Origin of the sequence: Streptomyces sp. NPDC002889 (assembly GCF_042888425.1) — a bacterium.
GTDB lineage: Bacteria > Actinomycetota > Actinomycetes > Streptomycetales > Streptomycetaceae > Streptomyces.
Map to the genome: position 1 here is coordinate 83271 of NZ_JBIAPT010000004.1, position 26816 is coordinate 110086.

Here is a 26816-nt window from a genome sequence, read left to right on the forward strand (position 1 = left end):
CGCGATGACGCACCACGCGACGGCCGCCGGGCAGGCCGCGGTCCCCGCCGGGGCCGCCCGGCCGCCACGAAAGACTCCACGGCCGCCGGTGACGACCCGCCGCCGCGACAGCTCCTGGACGCCGTGGCTCTACCTGGCACCCGCGCTGGTGGTGCTCGCCGGGCTGCTCGTCTACCCGATCTACCAGCTCGGCCTGATCTCCTTCCTCGAATACACCCAGGCCCAGGTCAGCGGAGGCGAACCCATCACCTTCCAGGGCCTTGGCAACTACCGCACCCTTTTCTCCGACAGCCAGTTCCGGCAGGTGCTGCTCGCGACCGTGCTCTTCGCGGGGGCCTGCGTCGTCGCCACCCTCGCGGTCGGCTGCGCGCTGGCCGTACTGCTCACGCGGGTGCGGGCCGTGCCGCGGCTCGCCCTGATGCTGGCAGGGCTGGGTGCCTGGGCGACCCCGGCCGTCACCGGTTCCACCGTCTGGGTCTTCCTCTTCGACCCGGACTTCGGCCCGGCCAACCGGGTGCTGGGACTCGGCGACTTCTCGTGGACCTACGGGCGCCACAGCGCCTTCGCGCTCGTCCTGTTCGAAGTCGTCTGGTGCTCGTTCCCCTTTGTGATGGTGACCGTGTACGCCGGCATCAGGGCGATACCCGGCGAGGTGCTGGAGGCGGCGGCCCTGGACGGTGCGTCGAACTGGCGCATCTGGCGCTGCGTCATGGCCCCGATGCTCCGTCCCATTCTGGTGGTCGTCACCATTCAGTCGATCATCTGGGACTTCAAGGTCTTCACCCAGATCTATGTGATGACGAACGGCGGAGGCATCGCCGGACAGAATCTGGTGCTCAACGTGTACGCCTATCAAAAGGCCTTCGCGTCGTCCCAGTACAGCCTGGGTTCGGCGATCGGTGTGGTCATGCTGCTGATCCTGCTGGCGGTCACCCTCGTGTATCTGCGGCTGCTGCGACGCCAGGGAGAAGAGATATGAGCCTCGGTTCGGGTGCCGCACGCATCCGGCGTCCCTGGCGCCTGGCCGCCGAGGCATCGGCGCTCGTCATCGCGCTCCTCGTGGCGTTCCCGCTGTACTGGATGGTCCTCTCCGCCTTCAAACCGGCGGGTGAGATCCAGTCGGCCGATCCCCGCCCGTGGACGCTTTCCCCGTCGCTGGACTCCTTCCGGCGCGTCTTCGAACAGCAGGAATTCGGCCGCTATTTCGTCAACAGCCTGGTGGTGGCCGGCAGCGTGGTCCTGGCGTCCGCGCTGATCGCCTTTCTGGCGGCGACGGCGGTGACCCGGTTCCGCTTCCGGTTCCGCACCACCCTGCTGATCATGTTCCTGGTCGCGCAGATGGTGCCGGTCGAGGCGCTGACCATTCCGCTGTTCTTCCTGATGCGGGACTTCGGACAGCTCAACACCCTCGGCGCGCTGATCCTTCCGCACATCGCCTTTTCCCTGCCGTTCGCGATCTGGATGCTGCGCGGCTTCGTCAAGGCGGTGCCCGAGGCGCTGGAGGAGGCGGCCTGTCTCGACGGCGCGAGCCGCGCCCGCTTCCTGTGGCAGATTCTGTTCCCGCTGGTCTTCCCCGGCCTGGTCGCCACCAGCGTGTTCTCGTTCATCTCCGCCTGGAACGACTTCCTGTTCGCCAAGTCCTTCATCATCAGCGACACCTCGCAGTCCACGCTGCCGATGGCACTCCTGGTCTTCTTCAAGCCCGACGAGAACGACTGGGGCGGGATCATGGCGGCCTCCACCGCGATGACCGTGCCGGTGCTCGTCTTCTTCGTACTCGTACAGCGACGCCTGGTCTCCGGGCTCGGCGGAGCGGTGAAGGACTGACGCTGAAAGGTTGATGGCATGGAAGACCTGATCCCCGCGCCCCGCCGTGCCGCATGGATGCCGCCCCCCGGCTGCTACGTCCTCGACCAGGAGACGCTGATCGAGGCGCAGCCCGGCACGGAGGGCACCGCGCGGTGGCTGCGGTCAACCGTCGGAGCAGCCACCGGACTGCCTCTGGCACCCGGTGACTGCTCCGACAACCGCATCGTTCTGAGCATCGATCCCCAACTGGCCGACGAGGGCTACCGGCTCGTGGGCGACGGGTACGCGATCCGCCTCGAGGGCGGCAGCGCCGCCGGGGTGTTCTGGGGTGCGCAGACCCTGCGTCAACTGCTGGGACCGGCGGCGTACCGCAAAGCACCCCTCACACCCGGCCTGGAGTGGGATCTCCCCGCGGTCGTGGTCGAGGACGAACCCCGCTTCCCCTGGCGGGGTCTGATGCTCGACGTGGCACGGCACTTCATGCCCAAGGACGGCGTCCTGCGCTACCTCGACCTGCTCGCCGCCCACAAGCTCAACGTCCTCCACCTCCACCTCACCGACGACCAGGGCTGGCGCATCGAGATCGAGCGCCACGCGAGGCTGACCGAGGTCGGCGCCTGGCGGGCCCGCACCAAATACGGGCACCGGGCGTCGCCGCTGTGGGACGAGAAGCCGCACGGCGGTTACTACACCCAGGACGACATCCGCGAGATCGTCGCATACGCCGCCGAGCGGCATATCACCGTCGTCCCCGAGATCGACATCCCCGGCCACTCGCAGGCGGCCATCGCCGCATATCCGGAACTGGGCAACACCGACGTCATCGACACAACCTCCCTGACGGTCCTGGACACCTGGGGCATCAGCAGGAACGTGCTCGCCCCCACCGACAACACCCTGCGCTTCTACGAGGGAGTGCTGGAGGAGGTCCTCGACCTCTTCCCGTCCACCTTCGTGCACATCGGCGGTGACGAGTGCCCCAAGGACCAGTGGAAGGCGTCACCGGCCGCCCAGGCCCGTATCAAGGAGCTCGGTCTCGCCGACGAGGACGAGCTGCAGTCGTGGTTCGTCCGGCACTTCGACCGCTGGCTCACCGACCGCGGCCGCCGGCTCATCGGCTGGGACGAAATCCTTCAGGGCGGCCTCGCCCCGGGCGCCGCGGTCTCCTCCTGGCGCGGCTACGGTGGCGGCATCGCGGCCGCGGCCGCCGGCCACGACGTCGTCATGTGCCCCGAGCAGCACGTGTACTTGGACCACCGCCAGGCCGTCGGCGACGACGAGCCCATGCCCATCGGCCATGTGCGCACCCTGGAGGACGTGTTCCGCTTCGAGCCCGTACCGCCCTCCCTTTCGCCCGAGGCCGCCGCGCATGTGCTCGGTACGCAGGCCAACGTCTGGACCGAGGTGATGCAGGACCCCTCCCGCGTCGACTACCAGGTCTTTCCGCGTCTGGCGGCCTTCGCGGAGGTCGCCTGGTCCGCACTGCCCGCCCCCGCCGAGCGCGACTTCGCGGACTTCGAGCGGCGCATGGCGGTCCACTACGCCCGCCTTGACGCTCTCGGTGTCGACTACCGGCCGCCCGGCGGCCCGTTGCCCCGGCAGCGGCGACCCGGAGTGATCGGACGCCCGATCGAGGGGCCGCCCCCGAACGTGTGAGCCCGGCCCGACCCGGCCGCGACGCGCCCGGATCTTTGCGACGGTGGGACCGTGAGGAGAAAGTCGTACAAGGGTCGCCGAAGCGTGGCAATCCGGCGGTGGTGGTGACGGAACCTGAAACCGGACAATTGGCTCGAGAGTGGACGTTCGGGGCGGATGTGCCCTTCGCGGACCCTCTCGCCGGTCGGCTCGGAAGATGTGCCAGAGTTGCCACGTCCGCCCTGTGAGCACGTACGGTACGGCAACACACGCGGGACAGCCGGGACACCGGGAAGGGGCAGCTGGGTGACCACGCACGCACCGCAGTCGGCACAGTCGGTGACGCTGCCGGCCTCGCTCGACGAGGCCGTGGCGGCGCTCACCGCCATGCCTGCCGCCGTCCCCGTCGCCGGCGGCACCGACCTCATGTCCGCCGTCAACAAGGGCCAGCTGCGTCCCGCCGGTCTGGTCGGCCTGGGCCGCATCAGCGAGATCCGCGGCTGGCGCTACCAGGACGGACACGCGCTGCTCGGCGCGGGCCTCACCCACGCCCGGATGGGCCGCCCCGACTTCGCCGCCCTCATCCCCGCACTGGCCGCGTCCGCACGCGCGGCGGGCCCGCCCCAGATCCGCAACGCGGGCACCCTCGGCGGCAACATCGTCAGCGCCGCACCCACCGGCGACACCCTGCCCGTGCTGGCCGCCCTGGAGGCGGACCTCGTGATCGCGGGCCCCGACGGCGCGCGCCGCGAGATTCCCGTCTCCCACCTGCTGGCCGGCCGGGAGATGCTCGGTCCCGCCGAGCTCATCGGCTTCGTACGCGTCCCCCTGCTGCACGCCCCGCAGGTCTTCGTGAAGGCGACCGGACGCACCGGCCCCGGCCGAGCCACCGCCTCGGTCGCCGTCGTGCTCGACCCGGCGCGCCGCGGAGTGCGCTGCGCCGTGGGCGCCATCGCACCGATGCCGCTGCGCCCGCTGGAGGCCGAGCGCTGGATCGCCTCGCTGATCGACTGGGACGGCGAGCGGGGGCTCGCGGGCGAGGCACTGGCGGCGTTCGGCGAGTACGTCGCCGCGGCCTGCATCCCCGACCCGCCGCCGGCCGCCCAGGGCGAGGAGCAGCAGGTGCTGTCGCCGGCCGTACTGCATCTGCGGCGCACGGTCGCCGCGCTGGCCCGACGAGCACTGGGGAGGGCGCTGTCGTGAGCAACCAGGACAACATGCCGGAGCACCCGGAGGGCTCCTCCGAGGACTTCCGCTACGAACAGGGCGGCTGGCAGCCGACGCCGCTGGGCGGCGAGTACGACGGCGAATCGACCGCCTTCGTACAGCTGCCGCCCGAGGGGCTCGACGCCGCCCCGCTCGAGGCGCCCGGCCACGGCTATGTGCCGCCCATGATCCTTCCGCTGACCCCGGCCGTCGGGCGAGACCAGGGCGCGACGGGCAGCTGGGCCGTGCCGTGGCCGGATCCGGCACCGGCGGAGGAGAGGGATCCTCAGGCGACCGGCCAGTGGACCTTCCCCGAGGAGCCCGGCCCGGAGCCCGCGGCCTCTGAAGTGACCGGGCAGTGGTCGTTCCCGGTGGTGGACGCCGAGGCATCGGCCTCCGAGCAGGAGCCCCGGTGGGACAACCCGTCCGCGCCCGCGGCGTTCCCCGGCGCAGCGCCGGCCACATGGTCGACGCTGCCGGGCGGCGCGACGGCACCGTGGGCACAGCAGGAGCCGGCCGCCCCTGCCGCGGCGGCCCACGAACCGGAGCAGCCGCAAGCGCAGACGCAGCCGGAGCGGGAGCCGGTCGAAACGCCCCCCGCCGCCGAAGCGCCTGACGCCGACGCCGACGCCGACGCCGCGGACGGGGCGCCCCTTTCCAGCTCCACGGGGAGCGACGAGCACCCGTCCACCTCGTTCGTCCTGCGGGTCAACGGCACCGACCGCCCCGTCACCGACGCCTGGATCGGCGAGTCCCTGCTCTACGTACTGCGCGAGCGCCTCGGCCTCGCCGGTGCCAAGGACGGCTGCTCGCAGGGCGAGTGCGGCGCGTGCAACGTCCAGGTCGACGGCCGGCTCGTCGCCTCCTGCCTGGTCCCGGCGGCGACCGCGGCCGGATCCGAGGTGCGCACGGTCGAGGGCCTGGCCACCGACGGCGAACCGTCCGACGTCCAGCGGGCCCTGGCGGCCTGCGGCGCGGTCCAGTGCGGCTTCTGCATTCCCGGTATGGCCATGACCGTCCACGACCTCCTCGAGGGCAACCACGCCCCCACCGAGCTCGAGACCCGCCAGGCCCTGTGCGGCAACCTCTGCCGCTGCTCCGGCTACCGGGGCGTCCTGGACGCCGTGAACGAAGTGGTCGCCGAGCGCGCGGCGAGCGCCGCGGCAGCCGTGGAGCCGCCGGCCGAGGAAGCCCGCATCCCGCACCAGGCACCCCCTGGCGCCGGTAGTGTGCAGCTCCACCCGCATGACGGAGGCATGGCGTGAGCAACGACGCAGCCACCACAGCGCCCCCCGCGGCCGTCGACGGCCCTCAGCCGGAACCGCCCGCCCACGGCCTCGGCGCCTCCCTCCCGCCGGCCGACACCCGCGCCAAGACGGAGGGCACCTTCCCGTACGCCTCCGACCTGTGGGCCGAGGGCCTGCTGTGGGCGGCGCTGCTGCGATCACCGCACCCGCACGCCCGCATCGTCTCGATCGACACCTCGGCCGCACGTGAAATGCCGGGTGTACGAGCGGTGATCACGCACGAGGACATCCCCGGGGACGGCGCCTACGGCAGGCGGATCGCCGACCGGCCCGTGTTCGCCTCCGAGATCGTCCGCCACCACGGCGAGGCGATCGCCGCGGTCGCGGCCGACCACCCCGACACGGCCCGCCTCGCCGCGGCGGCGATCGCGGTCGAGTACGAAGTCCTCGAACCGGTCACCGACCCCGAGAAGGCCTTCGCCGCCGAACCGCTGCACCCGGACGGCAACCTCATCCGCCACATCCCGCTGCGTTACGGCGACGTGGACGCGACCGGCGAGGTGATCGTCGAGGGCCTGTACCGCATCGGCCGCCAGGACCCCGCCCCCATCGGCGCCGAGGCGGGCCTCGCCGTGCCGCGTCCCGACGGCGGTGTCGAGCTGTACTGCGCCTCCACCGACCCGCACACCGACCGCGATCTGGCGGCGGCCTGCTTCGGCCTGGAGCCTGAGCGGGTCAAAGTCGTCGTCACCGGCGTCCCGGGCGCCACGGGCGACCGTGAGGACCCCGGCTTCCAGCTCCCGCTCGGACTGCTGGCGCTGCGTACGGGCTGCCCGGTGAAGCTGACCGCCACCCGCGAGGAGTCGTTCCTCGGCCACGCCCACCGCCATCCGACGCTGCTGCGCTACCGCCACCACGCGGACGCGGAGGGCCATCTGGTCAAGGTCGAGGCCCAGCTGCTGCTCGACGCCGGCGCCTACGGCGACGCCTCCTCGGAGTCCCTGGCCGCCGCGGTCGCCTTCGCCTGCGGCCCCTACGTCGTTCCGCACGCCTTCATCGAGGGCTGGGCTGTGCGTACCAACAACCCCCCGTCCGGCCATGTGCGCGGCGAGGGCGCGATGCAGGTGTGCGCGGCCTACGAGGCACAGATGGACAAACTGGCCTCGAAACTGGGCGTGGACCCCACCGAGATCCGCCTGCGCAATGTGCTGGCCACGGGTGACATCCTCCCCACCGGCCAGACGGTCACCTGTCCCGCACCGGTCGCCGAACTCCTCCAGGCCGTCCGCGACTTCCCCCTTCCCCAACTGCCCAAGGACACCCCGGAAGCGGCCTGGCTCCTCCCCGGCGGCCCCGAGGGCGCCGGTGAACCGGGCGCGGTGCGCCGCGGCGTCGGCTACGCCCTGGGCATGGTCCACATGCTGGGAGCAGAAGGCACCGACGAAGTCTCCACGGCAACGGTCAAGGTCCAGGACGGCAGGGCGACCGTCATCTGCGCCGCGGTGGAGACCGGTTCGGGCTTCTCCACCCTCGCCCGCCAGATCGTCCAGGAGACGCTCGGCATCGACGAGGTCCATGTCGCCTCCATCGACACCGACCAGCCCCCGGCCGGACCGGCGGCCCACGGCCGCCACACCTGGGTCTCGGGCGGTGCGGTCGAACGCGCCGCGAAGATGGTCCGCACCCAGCTGCTGCAGCCGCTGGCCCACAAGTTCGGCATGTCCACCGAACTGCTCCAGATCACCGACGGCAAGATCACGTCGTACGACGGTGTGCTGTCCACGACGGTCACCGAAGCGATGGACGGCAAGGAACTCTGGGCCACGGCCCAGTGCCGCCCGCACCCCACCGAGCCCCTCGACGAGTCTGGCCAGGGCGACGCCTTCGTCGGCCTGGCCTTCTGCGCGATCCGCGCGGTGGTCGACGTCGACATCGAACTGGGTTCGATCCGTGTGGTGGAGATGGCGGTGGCCCAGGACGTGGGCCGCGTCCTCAACCCGGCCCAACTGGCCACCCGCATCGAGGCGGGCATCACCCAGGGAGTCGGCGCAGCCCTCACGGAGAACCTCCGCACGGCCCGCGGCCTGATCCGCCACCCGGACCTGACGGGCTACGCATTGCCGACGTCCTTGGACGCCCCGGACATCCGCATCGTGAAGCTGATCGAGGAACGCGACGTGGTGGCCCCCTTCGGCGCGAAGGCGGCGAGCGCGGTACCGGTGGTCACCAGCCCGGCGGCGGTGGCCTCAGCGGTCCGCGCGGCGACGGGCCGCCCGGTCAACCGCCTCCCGATAAGGCCTCAGGCGGCGGTGGCCGCTCCCCGTTCGTAGCCGTGTGACACGCTGCGGGACTGCGAGCGGGTCCGGCGGGTCCGGGCGCGCACCGGCAGGGCCGGCCCGAGGCCGCGCCGGTCATCGGCGACCGGTTGCGCGCGCGGCACAGATCTGACGGATGTGCACCGGGACGAACGATCACAAAGGGCGGTCCCCCTCGGGACCGCCCTTTGTGCTGGGCAGCTCAGCGCCATCGGCTGCCGGAGACCGTGGCGGGATTCGAACCCACGTAACTCGCTTTGCAGGCGAGCCCCTGAACCACTCGGGCACACGGTCATGTGCTCCAACTCCTCGACCGTAAGCGGGCCGTGGGCCCTGTCTCAAGCGTCCCGGCGCGGCTGCAACACGACTGCCACATCGCGTTCATGGTCCTACGACCAAGGGACCGGTCGGGTCGGGTCCGACGACAGGGGCCAAGACGAACCATGCCCCTTACTCTGGTGGCCATGACCGCCCTCGAACCCCGTGACGCCGAGGTCACGCCGCCACCAGCCGACCCTCACGCACCCCTGCTCGACGGGCAGGCCGAGGGCGGGGTGCTCGGCAAGGAGCATCGCGCGCTCACCACCGGCATGGTCTCCGTCGTCCTGCTGATCGCCTTCGAGGCCACCGCCGTCGGCACCGCCATGCCGGTCGCCGCGCGCGAGCTGCACGGCATCGCCCTGTACGCCTTCGCCTTCTCCGCCTACTTCACCACCAGCCTCTTCGGCATGGTCGTCGCGGGCCAGTGGTCCGACCGGCGCGGTCCGCTGGGCGCGGTCGCAGGCGGGATCGGCGCGTTCGCCGCCGGACTGCTGATGTCCGGGACCGCGAGTGCCATGTGGGTGTTCGTCCTCGGCCGCGCCGTCCAAGGGCTCGGCGGCGGTCTGGTGATCGTCGCGTTGTACGTCGTCGTCAGCCGCGCCTATCCGCAGCGGCTCCAGCCCGCGATCATGGCGGCGTTCGCGGCGAGCTGGGTGATCCCGTCCGTGGTCGGACCGCTGGCCTCGGGGACGATCACCGAACACCTCGGCTGGCGCTGGGTATTCGTCGGCATCCCCGCGCTCGTCGTCGCTCCTCTGGCGCTCGCCCTGCCCGCCATAGCGCGGACCGCAGCCGGGCCCGCCGGCCCCATGGCCCCGGTGCCCCCTTCCGAAGACGGCGCGGGCCCTGCCGCCGAAGGCAGGAGAGGGATCCGGCTCGCCCTCGGCATCTCGCTGGGCGCCGGGCTGCTCCAGTACGCCGGACAGGATCTGCGCCCCCTCTCGGCGCTCCCCGGGCTGGCGGGAGCGGCGCTGCTCGTGCCGTGCGCGCTCGGGCTGCTGCCGCGCGGCACCTACCGGGCCGCGCGCGGGCTGCCGTCCGTGGTGCTGCTGCGGGGCCTGGCCGCAGGCTCCTTCATCGCGGCCGAATCCTTCGTACCGCTGATGCTTGTCACCCAGCGGGGGCTGTCGCCGACGATGGCCGGTCTGTCCCTGGCGGTGGGCGGGGCGACCTGGGCGCTCGGGTCGTACGTGCAGTCCCGGCCGCGCACCGAGCCGTACCGTGAACGGCTCGTCGTGCTCGGCATGCTCCTGATCGCGGCGGCGATCGCGACCGCGCCGAGCGTCCTGATCGAGGCGGTCCCGGTGTGGATCGTCGCCGTCGCCTGGGGGTTCGGCTGCTTCGGGATGGGTCTGGTGCTCGGGTCGACGAGCGTGCTGCTGTTCAAGCTGTCGGCACCGCACGAGGCGGGCGCGAACTCGGCGGCGCTGCAGATCTCGGACGCACTGTCGAACGTCCTGCTGCTGGCGGCCGGCGGTGCCGCGTTCGCCGCGCTGGGCGGCGGTGCGGTGGGCACGGCCCACGGCGTGGCGGCTGCGTCCGGTTCGCACCCGGTGGCCTTCGCGGCGGTGTTCCTGCCCATGGCGGGCGTGGCACTCCTGGGGGCGTGGGTGGGGACCAGGCTGCGGGACCCCCGGGCGAGCGGCTCCGCCGCTCGGTGAACGCCGGGCCCTGGCCTGGCGACCAGAGGCCCGGACAGGGCACAGAGGCATGCGCCTCGTACGCTCTCCGCATGCCCGAGCTGAACATCACGCTTCCCGACGACGAGTGGGCCGCTCTCGCCGACGCTCAAGGCCGGTCGGTCGAGGACCTCGCCCTCCATGCGCTCCGGCGGCACGCCTGTACCGAGCAGAGCCTTGTACGGCATCAGGGGACGCAACTCGCCCTACGGCACGCGTCGCTGCTGAGGCGGCTGGGGGAGTGACCGGCATGAGCGGCAGCAACAGCAGGCACCTCACCGTCGCCGAGGTCACAGAGCTCGCCGGCATCGGCTTCGGGCGCCCGCCCGAGCTGCGCGCGGCAGGGCTGCTGGAGTCCGCCGTCCACCGGCCCCGGGCGCGGATGTTCGGCGTGTCCGCCTACCAGGACCTGTACGAGCAGGCCGCCGCGCTCCTGCATGCCATCGCCACCAACCACCCCCTGGTGGACGGCAACAAGCGCACGGCCTGGCTCGCCGCGGCAACCTTTCTGGCCGTCAACGGCGTGGATCTGGCCGACGCCGATCAGGACGTGGCGTACGACCTGGTCATCGATGTGGCCTCCGGGTCCACGGCCGACCTGGCGGAGATCGCCGGGCGGCTGCGCGCGTTGTGAGCTGGGTCGCACCTTGCCGGGTGACGTCGTCGCGTCGGCCGGAGGGGCGCCGGCCCACCGGTAGGGTGGCCCGGTTGTCGTACGTAACGACCCGTCCTGTGCCCGCCCGTCGCCCCGCCGAGAGCCACTGAACCGGAGACCGTGACTACTACCGCCTCCCACCACCTCTCACCCGCCTTCCCCGGCCGTGCCCCCTGGGGTACGGCCGGCAAGCTGCGCGCCTGGCAGCAGGGCGCCATGGAGAGATACCTCCAGGACCAGCCGCGCGACTTCCTCGCCGTCGCGACGCCCGGCGCCGGAAAGACCACCTTCGCCCTCACCCTCGCGTCCTGGCTGCTGCACCACCACGTCGTGCAGCAGGTGACGGTCGTCGCACCCACCGAGCACCTGAAGAAGCAGTGGGCCTCCGCGGCGGCGCGGATAGGCATCAAGCTGGACCCGGAGTACAGCGCGGGACCGCTGAGCAAGGAGTACGACGGGGTGGCGGTGACGTACGCCGGTGTCGGCGTGCGGCCCATGCTGCACCGCAACCGCTGCGAGCAGCGCAAGACGCTCGTCATCCTCGACGAGATCCACCACGCCGGTGACTCCAAGTCCTGGGGCGAGGCCTGCCTCGAGGCCTTCGAGCCCGCGACCCGCCGCCTCACCCTGACGGGTACGCCCTTCCGGTCCGACACCAACCCCATCCCCTTCGTCACCTACGAAGAGGGCAACGACGGCATCCGGCGGTCGGCCGCCGACTACACGTACGGCTACGGCAACGCCCTCGGCGACGGCGTCGTCCGGCCTGTGATCTTCCTGAGCTACAGCGGCAACATGCGCTGGCGCACGAAGGCCGGTGACGAGATCGCCGCCCGTCTCGGCGAGCCCATGACCAAGGACGCGATCTCGCAGGCGTGGCGGACCGCGCTCGACCCGCGCGGCGACTGGATGCCGAACGTGCTGCGTGCCGCCGACCAGCGGCTGACCGAGGTCAGGAAGGGCATCCCGGACGCAGGCGGGCTCGTCATCGCGTCCGACCAGGACTCGGCCCGCGCGTACGCCAAGCTGATCCGCGAGATCACCGGCACCCGGGCGACGCTCGTGCTCTCCGACGAGGCGGCGGCTTCCCGGCGCATCGAGGAGTTCAGCGAGAGCCAGGACCGCTGGATGGTCGCGGTCCGCATGGTGTCCGAAGGCGTCGACGTGCCACGCCTCGCGGTCGGCGTGTATGCGACGACCATCTCGACGCCGCTGTTCTTCGCACAGGCCGTGGGGCGTTTCGTGCGTTCCCGCAGGCGCGGCGAGACCGCGTCCGTGTTCCTGCCGACGATCCCCAACCTCCTCGGTTTCGCGAGCGAGATGGAGGTCGAGCGCGACCATGTGCTCGACCGGCCGAAGAAGGACGGGGACGAGGACCCTTACGCCGAGTCCGAGAAGGAGATGGCGGAGGCCGAGAAGCAGCAGGACGAGGACACCGGCGAGCAGGACACGCTCCCCTTCGAAGCACTGGAGTCCGACGCGGTCTTCGACCGGGTGCTGTACGACGGCGCCGAGTTCGGCATGCAGGCGCATCCGGGCAGCGAGGAGGAGCAGGACTACCTCGGCATCCCGGGACTGCTCGAACCCGACCAGGTGCAACTGCTGCTGCAGAAGCGGCAGGCGCGGCAGATCGCGCACAGCCGCAAGAAGCCCGACGCCGAGGCGGACCTGCTGGAGCTGCCCGCCGAGCGGCGGCCCGTCGTCTCCCACAAGGAACTCCTCGAACTGCGCAAGCAGCTGAACACCATGGTCGGCGCGTATGTGCACCAGAGCGGCAAGCCGCACGGCGTGATCCACACCGAGTTGCGGCGGGTGTGCGGCGGACCTCCGAGTGCGGAGGCGACGGCCGGGCAGATCCGGGAGCGGATCAAGAAGGTCCAGGAGTGGGCCACCCGGATGCGGTGAGCCGCGCGCTGCCCGTGGGGATGCGAGCCGGGGTGCGCGGGGTCGGAGAGGGCCGCGGGAGCGAGACGGTTCGGTGAGCCGGTTCGGGCCCGGTGAGCCGGTTCCGGTGCGGTGGGTCGGGCGCGGAAAGTCGGCGCGTCGAGCTGGGCACGGTCGGCTCTCACGCCGGGAGACCGGACCTGGTGAGAGGCCTCACCGACCGGATTCTGGACGAGGGCTTCCGCTGAGCGGTGCCGCTCGCTACTGTCCCCGCATTGCAAACGCCCCGTGGCAGCGCCGCCGCGGAGCGCAGTCGGTGTGCTTTGGCCTGCCGGCGGCCTCTGGGCGCGTCGCCGATGGGACTCGGTGTCGCCGTCCCGTCGAAGGACCGCCGTCACTCACTCCGAAGGAGGGGGGCGTCGTGACCGCGGAAACCTCTCAGACGCTCGACCGGGGACTGCGTGTCCTCAAACTGCTCGCCGATACCGACCACGGGCTGACCGTCACCGAGTTGTCCAACAAACTCGGGGTCAACCGTACCGTCGTCTACCGTCTGCTTGCCACGCTCGAACAGCATGCCCTCGTCCGGCGTGACCTCGGTGGTCGCGCCAGGGTCGGACTCGGCGTGCTGCGCCTGGGCCGGCAGGTGCACCCGTTGGTGCGGGAGGCCGCGCTGCCCGCGCTGCGCTCCCTCGCCGAGGACATCGGGGCGACGGCTCATCTCACCCTGGTCGACGGGGCGGATGCTCTCGCGGTCGCCGTCGTCGAACCGACCTGGACGGACTACCACGTTGCCTACCGGGCCGGCTTCCGGCACTCGTTGGACCGCGGCGCGGCCGGCAAGGCCATCCTCGCGGCCCGGCAGGGCAACCACGCCGAGCCCGGGTACACGCTCACCCACGGCGAACTGGAGGCGGGCGCGAGCGGCGCGGCCGCGGCCCTGGTCGGCGTGACCGGGATAGAGGGCAGTGTGGGCGTCGTGATGCTCGCGGACGCCGTCCCGGAACGGGTCGGCCCCCGGGTCGTCGACGCCGCACGCGAGGTGGCGGACGCACTGCGCTGACGGGGGCGGGACGGGCACGCGGGTGGGCGACCGGCCCGCCCGGCATTATCCCGTTCCCGCCCGTCCGGCACCGGCGGTCGTACGGCGCCGAGGTGCCCCTGCACGGGGGTGTCTCGGCCCACCCCTCCTGCTGCCGGTACCTCGGTCCCGGCGGCCGGCGCGTCCGGCGCCCCGGGCCCGCCCCCGAACCCTCCCGGGCCGGGCGGCCGGCCTGCCGTGGCGGATACATTGACACCGTGCTCTCCCGTCTCTCGCGCCCCCGCGCCCTCGCCGTCTGCGCCCTGCCCGTCGTCGCGCTCGTCGCCGTCGCCGCGTTCGTGCCGCTGCCGTACGTCGTGGCCCAGCCCGGCATGACCGCGAACGTGCTCGGTGAGGTCCAGGGCAGGCCGGTCATCACCATCTCCGGGGCGCCCACCCGCACCACCGAGGGCGAGCTGCGGATGACGACGATCGTGGCCACCGGCCCCTCCGCCGACGTCGGTCTCGACGAGGTGGTCGACGGCTGGTTCCGTACGGACCAGGCGATCCTGCCGCGCGACGCCGTCTATCCGGCCGGCGAGTCCGACAGGGAGATCGAGCGCCGCAACGTGAAGGACATGCGGGAGTCCCAGAACGTCGCGACCCGCGCCGCTCTCTCCTACCTCGGCGAGGACCCGGCCAAGGTGAAGGTCACCCTGCACCTTGCCGACGTGGGTGGCCCGAGCGCCGGGCTGCTGTTCTCGCTCGGCATCATCGACAAGCTGGAAGGCGACGGTGAGGGCGGAGACCTCACCGGCGGTCGCAGCATCGCCGGTACGGGCACCATCAGCGCCGATGGCGAGGTCGGCGCGGTCGGTGGCGTGTCGCTGAAGACTCAGGCGGCCAAGCGGGACGGCGCGAGCGTTTTCCTGGTGCCCAAGGGCGAGTGCTCCGACGCCCAGGCCGAACTGCCCGACGGGCTGCGGCTGATCCCGGTCACCACCCTCAAGGGTGCGGTCGACTCGCTCCGCGCACTGGACAACGGCGGCAAGGTCCCGAGCTGCTGACGCCCGAGCCCGGGCGTCCGAACGACCGCCTCCCCGAGACGCGGACTTCGGGCGAGCCCGTCGCCCGAACGACGGCTCCGGCCGCGGCCCCGAGGCGTCAGTCGTCCCGGTCCTGTGCCGCCGCCTGCTCCACCAGCGGGATGATCCGCAGTGGTACCGGGTTCTCCATGACGATCGCCGTGGAGGCCCGCACGATCCCCTCGAAGCCGACCACCCGGTCGATCACCCGCTGGAGATCGGCGTTGGAGCGGGCGACCAGCCGGCAGAGCATGTCGCCGTGGCCGGTGGTGGTGTGCAGCTCCAGGACTTCCGGCACCGTCGCCAGATGGGCCCGTACATCCGCGCCCTGCCCCTGCTTGATCTCCAGCGTCGCGAACGCGGTGACCGGATACCCGAGCGCCGCCGGATCGACGTCGGGACCGAACCCGCGGATGACGCCGTTCGACTGAAGGCGGTCCAGCCGCGCCTGGACCGTCCCGCGTGCCACGCCGAGCCGCCGGGATGCCTCCAGCACCCCTATGCGTGGCTCGCGCGCCAGCAGCACGATGAGCCGGCCGTCCAGATGGTCGATCGCCATGACGGTCTCTCCCTGATGGTCATCATGTACAGAAAGCCCTGTCATCCTGCTTCATGGGTGTACAGGTTGCCCAGTGATACGGCGAACTATTGCGCACCTTGTGGATCGGGTGGAGCCTGCCACCATGGCAGATAACTCGATGATCACCGATCAGCACCCGACCACCGCGCGTGAGGCCGACCCCTTCCCGGTGAAGGGGATGGACGCGGTCGTCTTCGCCGTCGGCAACGCCAAGCAGGCCGCGCACTACTACTCCACGGCCTTCGGCATGAAGCTGGTCGCCTACTCCGGGCCGGAGAACGGCAGCCGTGAGACGGCGAGTTACGTCCTCACCAACGGCGCGGCCCGCTTTGTGTTCACCTCCGTGATCAAGGCCACGACCGACTGGGGCCGCTTCCTCGCAGAGCATGTCGCCGAGCACGGCGACGGCGTCGTCGACCTGGCCATCGAGGTGCCGGACGCCCACGCGGCCTACAAGTACGCCACCGAGCACGGCGCCACCGGCATCACCGAGCCGTACGAGATCAAGGACGACCACGGGGTCGTCGTCCTCGCCGCCATCGCCACGTACGGCAGGACCCGCCACACGCTCGTCGACCGGTCCCGCTACGACGGCCCGTACCTGCCCGGCTTCGCCGCAGCCGAGCCGATCGTCGAGCCGCCGGCCAAGCGCACCTTCCAGGCCATCGACCACTGTGTGGGCAATGTCGAGCTCGGCCGGATGAACGAGTGGGTCGGCTTCTACAACAAGGTCATGGGCTTCACCAACATGAAGGAGTTCGTGGGCGACGACATCGCCACCGAGTACTCCGCCCTGATGTCGAAGGTCGTCGCCGACGGCACGCTGAAGGTGAAGTTCCCGATCAATGAGCCGGCGATCGCGAAGAAGAAGTCGCAGATCGACGAGTACCTGGAGTTCTACAACGGGGCCGGTGTGCAGCACATCGCGCTCGCCACGAACGACATCGTCGCCACCGTGCGCTTCATGCGTGCCGCGGGAGTGCAGTTCCTGGACACCCCCGACTCGTACTACGACACCCTCGGCGAGTGGGCCGGCGAGACCCGGGTGCCGGTCGAGACGCTGCGCGAGCTGAAGATCCTGGTCGACCGTGACGAGGACGGCTATCTGCTGCAGATCTTCACCAAGCCGGTCCAGGACCGTCCGACCGTCTTCTTCGAGATGATCGAGCGGCACGGCTCGATGGGCTTCGGCAAGGGCAACTTCAAGGCCCTCTTCGAGGCGATCGAGCGCGAGCAGGCCAAGCGCGGCAACCTCTGACCTCTGACACCTCGTGCTCGAAGTGCCGGACGGGCCTGAATTCCGGGCCCGTCCGGTTCTCGCGTCTCTCCAGGGCCCCGTGTGGACCACGTGATCGGCTACGTGACCCCGGACGGCACCGAGAGCGATGTCCAGGACGCGGGTTCGTCGGCGGGTCGGGAGGCAAGGCGAGCGGGCTGCCCCGAGGGGGGCCGGTCCGCGGTTCCGGCCGTCGCCGTACGCGGGGTGGACCCACCCGACGCGGACGGCTCCGCCGGCTCCTCAGAGGCACGCGCGCGCTCCTCCGGCTCGGTCGTGGCCGACCGCGTCGGCGCAGTGGACGGCGGAGCCGGAGACGGCGTCGCCGTCTCCGGTGACTCGGTCCCGCTCCGGCTCCCGGTGTCGGCCCCGGACCTCGCCCCTTCCTCCGTCTCCTCCCGCTCCTCGCCCGTTCCCCCGCCCGTCTCTTCGCCGGTCATGTCCCTCGGCCCGCCTGCGGGCGGCTGGCCCACATCCGCCAACGCCTCCTGGGCCAACGGCGCGAACAGCGGTGAGAACTGCGGGTTGATCCGCAGCGCCTCCTCCAGGTTCCGTCGCGCAGCCCCGTAATTCTGCAGCGTCCGCTCGATCTGCCCTCTGTGGTATGTGAACAGCGCGCTGTGCAGCTCCGGTTGGGTCGCCCGCCTGGCGAACGGCAGTGCGTCGCTCGGCCGACCCGCCTTGTACAGCGCCCAGCCCATCGCGTCCGCCACGTCCGCGCTCCGGTGCCCCCGCCGCCACTCGTCCTGCAGCCGGCGCACCGCGGCTGCCGGAGCCCCGTGGTCCGCCTCGAAGCGCGCCAGGACCAGCTCGTTGTCCACCCCGTGGGCGGCCGCCTCCGCCACGTGCTCGCGCAGACGGTCGTACTGCGTCGTGGCATCGCCGTCGAGCCCCTGCGACTCGTACAACTCGCCCAGCTCCAGGATGTGTTCGGGCAGCGGCACCTTGGCGAGCGCCGCCTGGTAGTCGCGCATCGCCTCGGCCGTACGCCCCTGCGCCGCAAGGGCCCGGGCCCGGCCCGCCAGGGACCGATGGCTTTCGGCAGACACGCGCAGCGCCGCCGTGTATTGCCGCTCCGCCTCGGCCGGCTCGCCCTGCTCCCAGGCCAACTCGCCCAGCAGGTGCAGCGCGGCCGCCTTCTCCACCGGGGACTCGGCGCTCGCGGCTGCGTCGTGGGCCGCCGCAGCCGCGTCCTCGCGCCAGCCGCGTTCCCGGTAGACATGGGCTTCGAGCCCCTGCATCCCCGGGTCCTTGCGCAGCTTCTGCAGCCTGTCCATGGCCTTGATCGCGGCCTTGTACTCGCCGAGCCCGTTGTAGGCGTCGATCAGCTCCGGATACGCCCGCCAGAGATTCGGCTTCAGCTCGACCGCTCTCTCTCCCAGGCCGCGCGCCTTCGTGAAGTCGTGCCGTGCGTTGGCCAGCGCCGCTTGGCCGATCAACGCATCCACATTGCCCTCGGCGGCCGGGAGCAACTCCAGCGAGTGCTGCAGCGCACGCTCCGCCGACGGGTAGTACGACGAGTCCGCGAGCCGCGTGCCCCGCTCCGCATAGGCGGCCCCGAGCACCGCCCATGACTCGTCGTCGCGAGGGCTCTTGCGCAGCCACCGCTCACGATCCGCGATGAGGGCGGCGAGATCGGACAGGGAGGCCGGCGCGCCCGCGCCCACCGCCGCCATCGCCCGCGACGCCGGACCCGGCGCCGGAGCCGGACCGCTGTCGTTCCCCCACCCGGGGCCGATCAGGATCACCCCGGTGACCAGAGTCGCGCCGATCAGTGTGCTGATTGCGGCTTTCTTCAGGGTTTGGCTGTTCATGCCGCTCACTGTGCGTCAGCGGCCAGTCAATACGAAGAACACACTCGGCTCTGCGAAGCGGAACACGGACCGGTTCACACCGATGGCCCCCTGGTGCCACGCTGAGGAACATGGACGATCTCCTGCGACGGCTGCGTGCCGGTCTCCCCGCCGAAGCCCTCATCACCGACCCGGACGTGACCGCCTCGTACGGGCGCGACATGGCGAGCTTCTGCGACGCGGGCACCCCCGCCGTCGTCGTCCTGCCGCGCACCGTCGAACAGGTGCAGCACGTCATGCGCACCGCGACCGAGCTGCGCGTGCCCGTGGTCCCGCAGGGCGCCCGCACCGGGCTGTCCGGTGCGGCCAACGCCTCCGACGACTGCATCGTGCTGTCGCTGACCAAGATGGACCGGATCCTGGAGATCAGCCCGGTCGACCGGATCGCTGTCGTCGAACCCGGTGTCGTCAACGCGGTGCTGTCGCGTGCCGTGGGCGAACACGGTCTCTACTACCCGCCGGACCCCTCCAGCTGGGAGACCTGCACGATCGGCGGGAACATCGGCACCGCGTCCGGCGGACTGTGCTGCGTCAAGTACGGGGTGACGGCGGAGTACGTCCTGGGCCTGAAGGTCGTCCTCGCCGACGGGCGCCTGCTGAACACCGGCCGGCGCACCGCCAAGGGCGTCGCGGGCTACGACCTGACCCGGCTGTTCGTCGGGTCCGAAGGCAGCCTCGGCGTCGTTGTCGAAGCGGTTCTGGCGCTGCGGCCGCAGCCGCCGGCACAGCTGGTGCTGGCCGCCGAGTTCCCCACCGCGGCAGCCGCCTGCGACGCCGTCTGCGCGATCATGGAACGGGGGCACACCCCCTCGCTCCTCGAGCTCATGGACCGCACGACCGTCCGTGCCGTCAACAAGCTGGCTGCCATGGGCCTCCCCGAGACCACCGAAGCACTCCTCCTCGCCGCCTTCGACACCCCCGACCCCGCAGCCGACCTGGCCGCTGTCGGCGCGCTGTGCCGGGCGGCCGGCGCGAGCGAGGTCGTCCCCGCGGACACCGTTGCGGAGTCCGAACTGCTGCTTCATGCGCGGCGCTTGTCCCTCACCGCACTCGAGACCGTCAAATCGGCCACGATGATCGACGACGTCTGCGTACCGCGCTCGAAGCTCGGCGCGATGCTCGACGGCACCGCCGCGATCGCGGACAAGTACGGCCTCACGATCGGCGTCTGCGCCCATGCGGGCGACGGGAACACCCACCCCGTCGTCTGCTTCGACCACACCGACCCCGACGAGTCCCGGCGCGCCCGCGAGTCCTTCGACGAGATCATGGCGCTCGGCCTCGAACTGGGCGGCACCATCACCGGCGAGCACGGCGTCGGCGTACTGAAGAAGGAGTGGCTGGCGCGCGAGCTGGGCCCGGTGGGACTGGAGCTGCAGCGCGGCATCAAGCAGACCTTCGACCCGCTCGGCATCCTCAACCCGGGCAAACTCTTCTGAGCCGTCGGGTCCGTCGGGTCCGCCGAATCCCTCGGGTCCGCCGAGTTCCTTGAGCCCCTCGAGTCCCACGGCCCCGTCTCAGCCGTCACCGTCCTGCGAACGGTCCTCGGTCACCGTGGGCGCGAGCAGTTCGGCGAGGCCGCTGTCGATGCCGAGCCGCTGGGGCTCGGTGCCCGGAGGAACCACCCGCAGCGTCCGCTCCAGCCAGGCGGACACCAGGGCGGACGGCGCCTCGAGCAGCGCCTCCCCGTCGGGTGAACTCAGTGTCATCAGGATGACGCAGCGCCCGTCGGTCTTTGTCGGCCGGATCCGCACGTCACCGTGACCGGACGGCCGGAACACCCCCTCGACCAGCAGCTCGCGGGCGAAGCTCCATACCACGGGGTGCTCGGAGTCGATGTGAAAGGTGATGTGCACGGCGTAAGGGTCGGCCGTGCGGTAGATCAGCCGGGCCGGGACAGCGATGCTGCGCTCGGGCGACAGCACCAGATCCAGCTCCAGTTCGCGTTCCACCACGGTGTGCATGGACTGCTCTCCCTTTCCGCTCCGCACTGCTGTGACACGACCCGATGAGCGGGCCATCACCGACGGAGAGCGGGTTCCCTCCTCACTGTGACGCGACTTCCGGGAACAACTTTCTGTGATCAGGTCGTAACCGGAAAGTGGTCGTTCCGGCGGGACCGGCCCGGCGGCATGCGGCGGTCTGATAGATGTGGACCCTGCATTGAGGCTCGAAGAGATACGGGACCACGGTGATGAGCGCCCCAACCCCGGCAACCGGCGACGGCAGCCCCACACCCGGCTACTACCCGGACCCATCCATTCCTGGATATGTCCGGTACTGGAACGGCGCTGCCTGGGTGCCTGGTACGAGCAGGCCCGCGCCGTCCTCGGGTGAAGCCATGCCCACAGCACCCGGCACCTCGGCACCGGGAGCCCCCGGTCCGTCCCCCCTCGAGGAGACCGGCCCGGTCTTCCTCGACGAGGATCCGGTCGAGGAGTCCTCGCGTTCCACGGCCACCCCTTCCGAGCAGCCGACGCGCCCCGAGCCGGCCAGCGCCTGGCACGCCGACGCCTCGCGTCAGGCGGGCTTCGGCGGCGACCGCGACCACCGGGTCTCATGGGGCGGCGGCAGCGGCGCGGGGCAGGACCCGCGGCTGCCCGCGCAGCAGGGTCAGGCCGCTGAGGCGCCCGATCCTCGCCGTCCCGCCGACCCGACCGGCGGCGCCCTGCCCGGCGTCCGCTCGGTGAGCCCGGCCGCCTCCGGTGTTCCGCGCGGCGAAGTCCCCGGCGGCGTACGCCCGCTGGGCCCGACGGGTACCGGCGAGCCTCCCACCGACGGCACGGTCGCCATCCGCGCCATGCGCCCGGGTGCCGCGGCCGGGACCGGCCAGGCCGACGCGGCCACGCCCGCCGCCGAAGAGGCCTCCCGCCGCGGAGCCCAGCCTCCCACCGACGGCACCGTCACCATCCGCGCTCAGCGCCCGGGCGCCGGCACCGGGACGCCGACCGGACAGGGCGACGGCACCATGACGATCCGGCCGCTCACCCCCGGCGGCCCCACGGCCCCGGCGCCCCAGCAGCCCCAGCCGCAGACCCCGGAGCAGCAGTTCCCGGCGCAGACCGGCGCACCCATGACCAGCGGCACCGGCGGCGGTGCGGCCTCCTGGGCGCAGCAGGTTCACCACTCCGCCCAGCCCGCACCCGCGTCCGGCGGCGGCGAGCCGCCCGTCGTGCCCTGGAAGCCCCCGGTCAACGACCCCTTCCTGCAGGCCGCCCAGGCCCAGGCGGCGGCCCGCCCCGCATCGCTCGGCAGGCGCTTCGCCGCCCGACTGGTCGACACCCTGGTGCTCGGCGCGCTCGTCGGCGCCGTCGCCGTACCCGTCGTCGCCCAGGCCCGCGCCCATATCGACGACAAGATCGAGGCGGCGAAGCTGTCCGGCGAGACGGTCACCGTCTGGCTGATCGACGCGACCACCGCGGGCCACCTCGGCATCGTCCTCGGGGCGCTGCTGGTCCTCGGCGTGCTGTACGAGGCACTCCCGACCGCCAAGTGGGGCCGCACCCTGGGCAAGAAGCTGTGCGGTCTCAGCGTGCTGGACATCGAGTCCCATGAACCGCCGCCGTTCGGGGCAGCGCTGCGCCGCTGGCTCCTCTACAGCGTGCTGGGCCTCCTCGTCGTCGGCGTGGTCAACGTCCTGTGGTGTCTGTTCGACCGCCCCTGGCGGCAGTGCTGGCACGACAAGGTGGCGCATACGTTCGTGACCGCCTGAGCCGCGGTCGTACGGAGTCCGGGGGCGTTCCCCCGAACGCACGCGAGCCGTTGCGGGGCCCTTCGGGGCGGGGTGCACTGCCCCCATGAGCAACCACCAGCCGCCGTCGGGCGAGCCTCCCGAGGACGATCCCTTCCGGAAGAAGCCACAGCCCCCCGAGGAGCCGGGGCGGCCCGGGGCAGGCGCCCCGGGCGAGCCGGGACAGGGCCCGCCGCCCGGCTCTCCGTACGGCCCGGGGCAGGGCGCCGGTTCCCCGTACGGTGGCGGGCAGCCCCCGCCGTACGATCCGAACGCCTTCGGCGGTGGTGCCTTCGGCGGCGTGGACCCGCTCGCGGGGATGCCGCCGCTCGCCGATTTCGGCAAGCGGTTCCTCGCCCGGTTCATCGACGTGCTGATCGTGGCCATTCCCCTGGCCCTCATCTCCTGGGCGGCAGGCGGCTGGGAGATGGCGACGAACGGGGACAGCTGGGACGAGATCACCGACCAGGTGAACACGGGCCGGCAGTGGCTGTGGTCGCTGGTGTCCCTCGTCGCCTACGTCGGCTATGACACGCTCCTGACCAAACGCAACGGTCAGACGATCGGCAAGAGCATCATGAAGCTGCGCGTGGCGATGCTCAACGACGGCCGGGTGCCCGACACCAGCTCCGCGCTGATGCGTGCGATCGTGCTCTGGGTGCCTGCCCTGATCTGCTGCTTCTGCGTCTGGTGGCTCGTCATCATCATCACGATCGTCGCGGACAGGCCCTACAGACAGGGGCTGCACGACAAGGCCGGCAAGACGGTGGTGGTCGCGGGCGGGTAGTGCGGTGGCACGGCTCGACCGCACGGCCCGGTGGCACGGCCCGGTGGCACGGCTCGGTGGCACGGCCCGGTGACGGCTCAACCGCACCCGCCGGGTGACACCGGCTCAACGGCATGGCTCACGCAGCGGCTGGGGCACGCCTCAGCGGCGCAGCGAGTGCTCGCCGACCCTGGCTTCGGCTCCGGCGCGCGCCCGCGGGCCCGGTACCCGGGTGGTGAGCCCGTCCGATGAAGGGGCCGCGGCGGGCGGGGCGGTGACGCCGGCCGGAGTGGAGACGCCGGCCGCGGTGGCCCGGCTCCTGCGGACGGCGGACCGTGCGGCCCGGCGCATCGGGAGGGCGACGGCGACCAGCAGGCCGAGCATCATGGCGGCGACACCGATGGCAGCGACCGCGACGCCGTTGGTGGTGCGGGTCAGCAGCAGGAGGGCGACGGTCGAGAGAACGACGGTCGCCGAACCGTAGGCGAGCTGTGCGGCAGTCGGACGCGGCATGACGGTATCCGTCCTCGGGACAGGGGCAGGGGGAGTCTCAGGCCAGTTCGCACACTGCCAAGAGACTCTACGACGGTGGATGCCCGGACGGAACGAACAGTAAGCGTGACCTAACCCACGGTGCCGGTGCATGGGGGGCGCATTGAGTCATTCATGGGGCCAACTGGCCAAAGTGTGCGCCTCTTGTCCGGATTCGGCATCGTCCGGATACCGGAACTCCTCTCCTGCATAGTGCAGTTGGTCGACCGAAGTCAAGGGCTGTCTTTTCTTCGTCAACTCCGGTCGAATGTCGTCACTTGTGACGCGTCACCGCGCGCGGACGACCCCACATAGGTCCGTGGCGACGGGGCGCGGGGGAGGACACCATCAAGTGACCAGCAAGCGACGGACGTTCAGAGCGTCCGCAGTGCTCGTTGCGCTCGCCGCGACCACTGCTTCGGCCGCGGCGTTCACCAGCGCTCAGGCCGACGGCCAGAAGCCGTCGAACCCGGCCGGTATCGAACGGCACGACCCGGCACCGCAGAAGGGCCACGTCGAGCACGACCTCGAGGGCCCCTTCAGCGAGCAGCAGGACCAGCAGCGCCAGGCGGCGCTGGAGCAGGTGATATCCGGCGACGCCACCGTGCAGAAGCGCGGGGCGTCCAAGGTCGTGAAGCTCGACGACAAGAAGTACGTCGAGCTCGGCCGGGAGAAGACGGACAAGATCTTCACGATCCTGGTGGAGTTCGGCGACAAGGTCGACGACACCACGATGTTCGACCCGGACGGTCCCGACGGACCGCAGGCCCCGGTCAAGAAGTACGGTGGCACGCCCGGCCCGCTGCACAACAAGATCGCCCAGCCCGACCGCGCGAAGGACAACTCGACGGCCTGGCAGGCGGACTACAACCAGCAGCACTTCCAGGACCTGTACTTCGCCACCGGCAAGGACAAGAAGGGCCGGCAGAAGGAGTCCCTGAAGACCTACTACGAGAAGACCTCCTCCGGCCGTTACTCGGTCGACGGCAAGGTCGCCGACTGGGTCAAGGTCGACTACAACGAGGCCCGCTACGGCTCGAACTACTGCGGCGACTCCAACTGCGCCAACGTCTGGGACACGGTCCGCGACGGCGTCACCGCCTGGGCCGCCGACCAGAAGGCCAAGGGCAAGTCCGACGCCCAGATCAAGGCGGAGCTGGCCCAGTACGACCAGTGGGACCGCTACGACTTCGACGGTGACGGCAACTTCAACGAGACCGACGGTTACATCGACCACTTCCAGATCGTCCACGCGGGCGAGGACGAGTCGGCCGGGGGCGGCGCCGAGGGCGAGAACGCCCTGTGGGCCCACCGCTGGTACGCCTACGGCACCCAGGCCGGCAAGACCGGTCCGGAGAACAACAAGGCCGGCGGCACCCAGATCGGCAGCACCGGCATCTGGGTGGGCGACTACACCATGCAGCCCGAGAACGGCGGCCTCGGTGTCTTCGCCCACGAGTACGGCCACGACCTCGGTCTGCCCGACCACTACGACACCACGGGCAAGGGCGAGAACTCGACCGGCTACTGGACCCTGATGTCGGCGGGCTCCTGGCTCGGCACCGGCAAGGACTCCATCGGCGACCTGCCGGGCGACATGACCGCCTGGGACAAGCTGCAGCTGGGCTGGCTCAACTACACCAAGGGCAAGGCGGCGACGAAGTCGACCCACACCCTGGGTGTGGCGGAGTACAACACCAAGCGGCCGCAGGCGCTCGTCGTCGAGCTGCCGAAGAAGGCCGTCACCACGACTGTCGTGAAGCCCGCCGAGGGCTCCAAGCAGTGGTGGAGCAACATGGGTGACGACCTCAAGAACACCCTGACCCGCTCCGCCGACCTCACCGGCAGGTCGAAGGCCTCCCTGGAGCTCTCCGGCTGGTGGGACATCGAGGCCGACTACGACTACCTCTACGCCGAGGTGTCGACGGACGGCGGCGCCAACTGGACGCCGGTGGACGGCACTGCCGACGGCAAGGCCATCACCCGTGACAGCAGCGACGCTCCGGCCCTGACCGGTCCGTCGGGCGGGCACAAGAAGCTCGTCTACGCGCTGGACGCCTACGCGGGCAAGAAGGTCGACGTCCGCTTCCGCTACCAGACGGACGGCGGAGTGGCGGGCAAGGGCTTCGCGGCCGACGCCATCAGCATCACCGCCGACGGCGCCCCGCTGTTCTCGGACAACGCCGAGGGTGACGACGCCGGTTGGACCGCGAAGGGCTTCTCGCGCATCGGTGAGTCCTTCACCGAGGAGTACGACCAGTACTACCTGGCCGAGAACCGTCAGTACGTGTCGTACGACAAGACCCTCAAGGCCGGCCCGTACAACTTCGGCTTCAAGGCGCCCAAGGACGCCTGGGTCGAGCACTACCCGTACCAGAACGGCCTGCTGATCTGGCTGTGGGACACCTCGCAGAAGGACAACAACACCAGCGCCCACCCGGGCCACGGACTGGTCCTTCCGGTCGACGCCCACGCCAAGCCCATGAAGTGGGCGGACGGCAAGCTGATGCGGAACAAGATCCAGACGTTCGACTCGGCGTTCAGCCGGTACGCGACGGACGGCTTCACGCTGCACAACGCGGACGTGGCGCAGTGGATCAAGCCGCAGAAGGGCAACCCCGTCTTCGACGACCGCAAGGGCGTCTACTGGTACGAGGAGAACCCGACCGCGAGCGTGAAGGTCGCTGACACCAACACCAAGATCTCGATCGTCAAGGAGCCGCGCAGCGGCGAGTCGATCACCGTCAAGGTTGGTCCGTCGACCAAGTAATTGGTATCACCACAGGTCAAAGCATGATCGGCCGTCGCCCTCTAGCGGGCGACGGCCGATCGTGTTTAGGTGCGTCTGACGAAGTGCTTATTGACAGACCAGCTCACGGGGGAGTGGTTCCGCATGCCCGGCGGAGGTTTTTGCAAGTTGCCGAACGGCAGCGTGGTGGTGGCTCTCAGCCTGCCCAGCCCGGTCGGCGACGGCAGCACGGTGCGCTTCCTGGTGCATGCGGCCAACCGGGCCAGGGCGCTGACGCGGCTGCGGAACCTCGGCCTGCGGGCGGTCTATCTGCGCGGCAACGCGGAGCCGCCCACACCGGACGAGATCACGGCGGTGCTCCACCACCCCGACGGCCTGCTGTGGCGCGCGAACCAGAACGCGACGGCGGAGCTCTGGCACCCGATACGAGCCCTGTTGCGCCCCGCGGGCCACGGCTGAGGCCTGCCCGGCATG

Annotated in this window: 22 protein-coding genes and 1 tRNA gene; 18 read left to right on the forward strand and 5 right to left on the reverse strand. The window is 71.1% G+C overall.

All coding sequences use genetic code 11. From position 1 onward, the window contains the following. Window positions 1–4 precede the first annotated feature (4 nt). The 6 genes from ACFYWI_RS07245 (at window position 5) to ACFYWI_RS07270 (ending at window position 8227) form a co-directional block, all read left to right on the forward strand. Window positions 5–979 (forward strand): carbohydrate ABC transporter permease, encoded by a 975-nt coding sequence (locus tag ACFYWI_RS07245; RefSeq protein WP_389226532.1) that lies wholly within the window; start codon window positions 5–7, stop codon window positions 977–979. Further along, window positions 976–1827, forward strand: a complete 852-nt coding sequence (locus tag ACFYWI_RS07250) for a carbohydrate ABC transporter permease (RefSeq protein ID WP_389226535.1) — start codon at window positions 976–978, stop codon at window positions 1825–1827. The genes ACFYWI_RS07245 and ACFYWI_RS07250 overlap by 4 nt, the downstream gene beginning before the upstream one ends. Window positions 1828–1845: 18 nt before the next feature. Then, complete coding sequence (locus tag ACFYWI_RS07255) at window positions 1846–3465, forward strand: beta-N-acetylhexosaminidase (protein WP_389226538.1); 1620 nt, start codon at window positions 1846–1848, stop codon at window positions 3463–3465. A gap of 285 nt (window positions 3466–3750) precedes the next feature. Beyond that, window positions 3751–4647, forward strand: a complete 897-nt coding sequence (locus ACFYWI_RS07260) for an FAD binding domain-containing protein (protein ID WP_389226541.1) — start codon at window positions 3751–3753, stop codon at window positions 4645–4647. After that, on the forward strand, window positions 4644–5915 hold the full coding sequence (locus ACFYWI_RS07265) for a (2Fe-2S)-binding protein (RefSeq protein ID WP_389226543.1): 1272 nt from the start codon (window positions 4644–4646) through the stop codon (window positions 5913–5915). Before ACFYWI_RS07260 ends, ACFYWI_RS07265 begins: the two co-directional genes overlap by 4 nt. Beyond that, the gene (locus ACFYWI_RS07270) at window positions 5912–8227 is read left to right on the forward strand and encodes a xanthine dehydrogenase family protein molybdopterin-binding subunit (RefSeq protein WP_389226546.1); all 2316 of its coding nucleotides are present in this window, start codon (window positions 5912–5914) and stop codon (window positions 8225–8227) included. Before ACFYWI_RS07265 ends, ACFYWI_RS07270 begins: the two co-directional genes overlap by 4 nt. Before the next feature lie 207 nt (window positions 8228–8434). On the opposite strand, the gene ACFYWI_RS07275 is transcribed toward ACFYWI_RS07270, so the two are convergent. Further along, window positions 8435–8506, reverse strand: a tRNA-Cys gene (locus ACFYWI_RS07275). A 170-nt stretch (window positions 8507–8676) separates the two neighbouring features. Here ACFYWI_RS07275 and ACFYWI_RS07280 point away from each other — a divergent pair. From ACFYWI_RS07280 to ACFYWI_RS07305, 6 genes are all read left to right on the forward strand, one after another. Beyond that, on the forward strand, window positions 8677–10194 hold the full coding sequence (locus tag ACFYWI_RS07280) for an MFS transporter (protein ID WP_389226549.1): 1518 nt from the start codon (window positions 8677–8679) through the stop codon (window positions 10192–10194). Between the two features lie 71 nt (window positions 10195–10265). Beyond that, the gene (locus ACFYWI_RS07285) at window positions 10266–10457 is read left to right on the forward strand and encodes a hypothetical protein (protein ID WP_389226552.1); all 192 of its coding nucleotides are present in this window, start codon (window positions 10266–10268) and stop codon (window positions 10455–10457) included. A gap of 5 nt (window positions 10458–10462) precedes the next feature. Continuing rightward, complete coding sequence (locus ACFYWI_RS07290) at window positions 10463–10846, forward strand: type II toxin-antitoxin system death-on-curing family toxin (protein ID WP_389226555.1); 384 nt, start codon at window positions 10463–10465, stop codon at window positions 10844–10846. 141 nt (window positions 10847–10987) lie between these two features. Further along, window positions 10988–12772 carry a DEAD/DEAH box helicase gene (locus ACFYWI_RS07295; protein ID WP_389226558.1) on the forward strand — a complete coding sequence of 595 codons (1785 nt, stop codon included), beginning with the start codon at window positions 10988–10990 and terminating at the stop codon, window positions 12770–12772. 400 nt (window positions 12773–13172) lie between these two features. Next, complete coding sequence (locus ACFYWI_RS07300) at window positions 13173–13814, forward strand: IclR family transcriptional regulator (RefSeq protein WP_389226561.1); 642 nt, start codon at window positions 13173–13175, stop codon at window positions 13812–13814. Between the two features lie 236 nt (window positions 13815–14050). Beyond that, complete coding sequence (locus tag ACFYWI_RS07305; RefSeq protein WP_389226564.1) at window positions 14051–14839, forward strand: S16 family serine protease; 789 nt, start codon at window positions 14051–14053, stop codon at window positions 14837–14839. A 97-nt stretch (window positions 14840–14936) separates the two neighbouring features. On the opposite strand, the gene ACFYWI_RS07310 is transcribed toward ACFYWI_RS07305, so the two are convergent. Further along, window positions 14937–15416, reverse strand: a complete 480-nt coding sequence (locus ACFYWI_RS07310) for an Lrp/AsnC family transcriptional regulator (protein ID WP_389226567.1) — start codon at window positions 15414–15416, stop codon at window positions 14937–14939. 139 nt (window positions 15417–15555) lie between these two features. On the opposite strand from ACFYWI_RS07310, the gene hppD reads away from it, so the two are divergent. Further along, window positions 15556–16695, forward strand: a complete 1140-nt coding sequence (gene hppD / locus ACFYWI_RS07315; RefSeq protein ID WP_389227314.1) for a 4-hydroxyphenylpyruvate dioxygenase — start codon at window positions 15556–15558, stop codon at window positions 16693–16695. Window positions 16696–16793: 98 nt separating this feature from the next. On the opposite strand, the gene ACFYWI_RS07320 is transcribed toward hppD, so the two are convergent. After that, the gene (locus ACFYWI_RS07320) at window positions 16794–18527 is read right to left on the reverse strand and encodes a tetratricopeptide repeat protein (protein WP_389226570.1); all 1734 of its coding nucleotides are present in this window, start codon (window positions 18525–18527) and stop codon (window positions 16794–16796) included. Between the two features lie 110 nt (window positions 18528–18637). On the opposite strand from ACFYWI_RS07320, the gene ACFYWI_RS07325 reads away from it, so the two are divergent. Next, entirely contained in the window at window positions 18638–20005 is a 1368-nt protein-coding gene (locus ACFYWI_RS07325) for an FAD-binding oxidoreductase (RefSeq protein ID WP_389226573.1), read from the forward strand. A gap of 78 nt (window positions 20006–20083) precedes the next feature. On the opposite strand, the gene ACFYWI_RS07330 is transcribed toward ACFYWI_RS07325, so the two are convergent. Next, window positions 20084–20530 (reverse strand): SsgA family sporulation/cell division regulator, encoded by a 447-nt coding sequence (locus ACFYWI_RS07330; protein ID WP_389226576.1) that lies wholly within the window; start codon window positions 20528–20530, stop codon window positions 20084–20086. Between the two features lie 230 nt (window positions 20531–20760). Between ACFYWI_RS07330 and ACFYWI_RS07335 the strand changes: the two genes are divergently transcribed. Then, the gene (locus ACFYWI_RS07335; RefSeq protein WP_389226579.1) at window positions 20761–22278 is read left to right on the forward strand and encodes an RDD family protein; all 1518 of its coding nucleotides are present in this window, start codon (window positions 20761–20763) and stop codon (window positions 22276–22278) included. An 85-nt stretch (window positions 22279–22363) separates the two neighbouring features. After that, entirely contained in the window at window positions 22364–23083 is a 720-nt protein-coding gene (locus ACFYWI_RS07340; RefSeq protein WP_389226582.1) for an RDD family protein, read from the forward strand. A gap of 141 nt (window positions 23084–23224) precedes the next feature. On the opposite strand, the gene ACFYWI_RS07345 is transcribed toward ACFYWI_RS07340, so the two are convergent. Beyond that, a complete protein-coding gene (locus ACFYWI_RS07345) occupies window positions 23225–23575 on the reverse strand; it encodes a hypothetical protein (RefSeq protein ID WP_389226585.1) in 351 nt (116 codons plus the stop codon). Between the two features lie 370 nt (window positions 23576–23945). Between ACFYWI_RS07345 and ACFYWI_RS07350 the strand changes: the two genes are divergently transcribed. Further along, window positions 23946–26363, forward strand: coding sequence for an immune inhibitor A domain-containing protein (locus ACFYWI_RS07350; RefSeq protein WP_389226588.1), 2418 nt, complete (start codon window positions 23946–23948; stop codon window positions 26361–26363). A 123-nt stretch (window positions 26364–26486) separates the two neighbouring features. Next, window positions 26487–26801 (forward strand): hypothetical protein, encoded by a 315-nt coding sequence (locus tag ACFYWI_RS07355; RefSeq protein WP_389227317.1) that lies wholly within the window; start codon window positions 26487–26489, stop codon window positions 26799–26801. The last annotated feature ends 15 nt before the right edge of the window (window positions 26802–26816 follow it).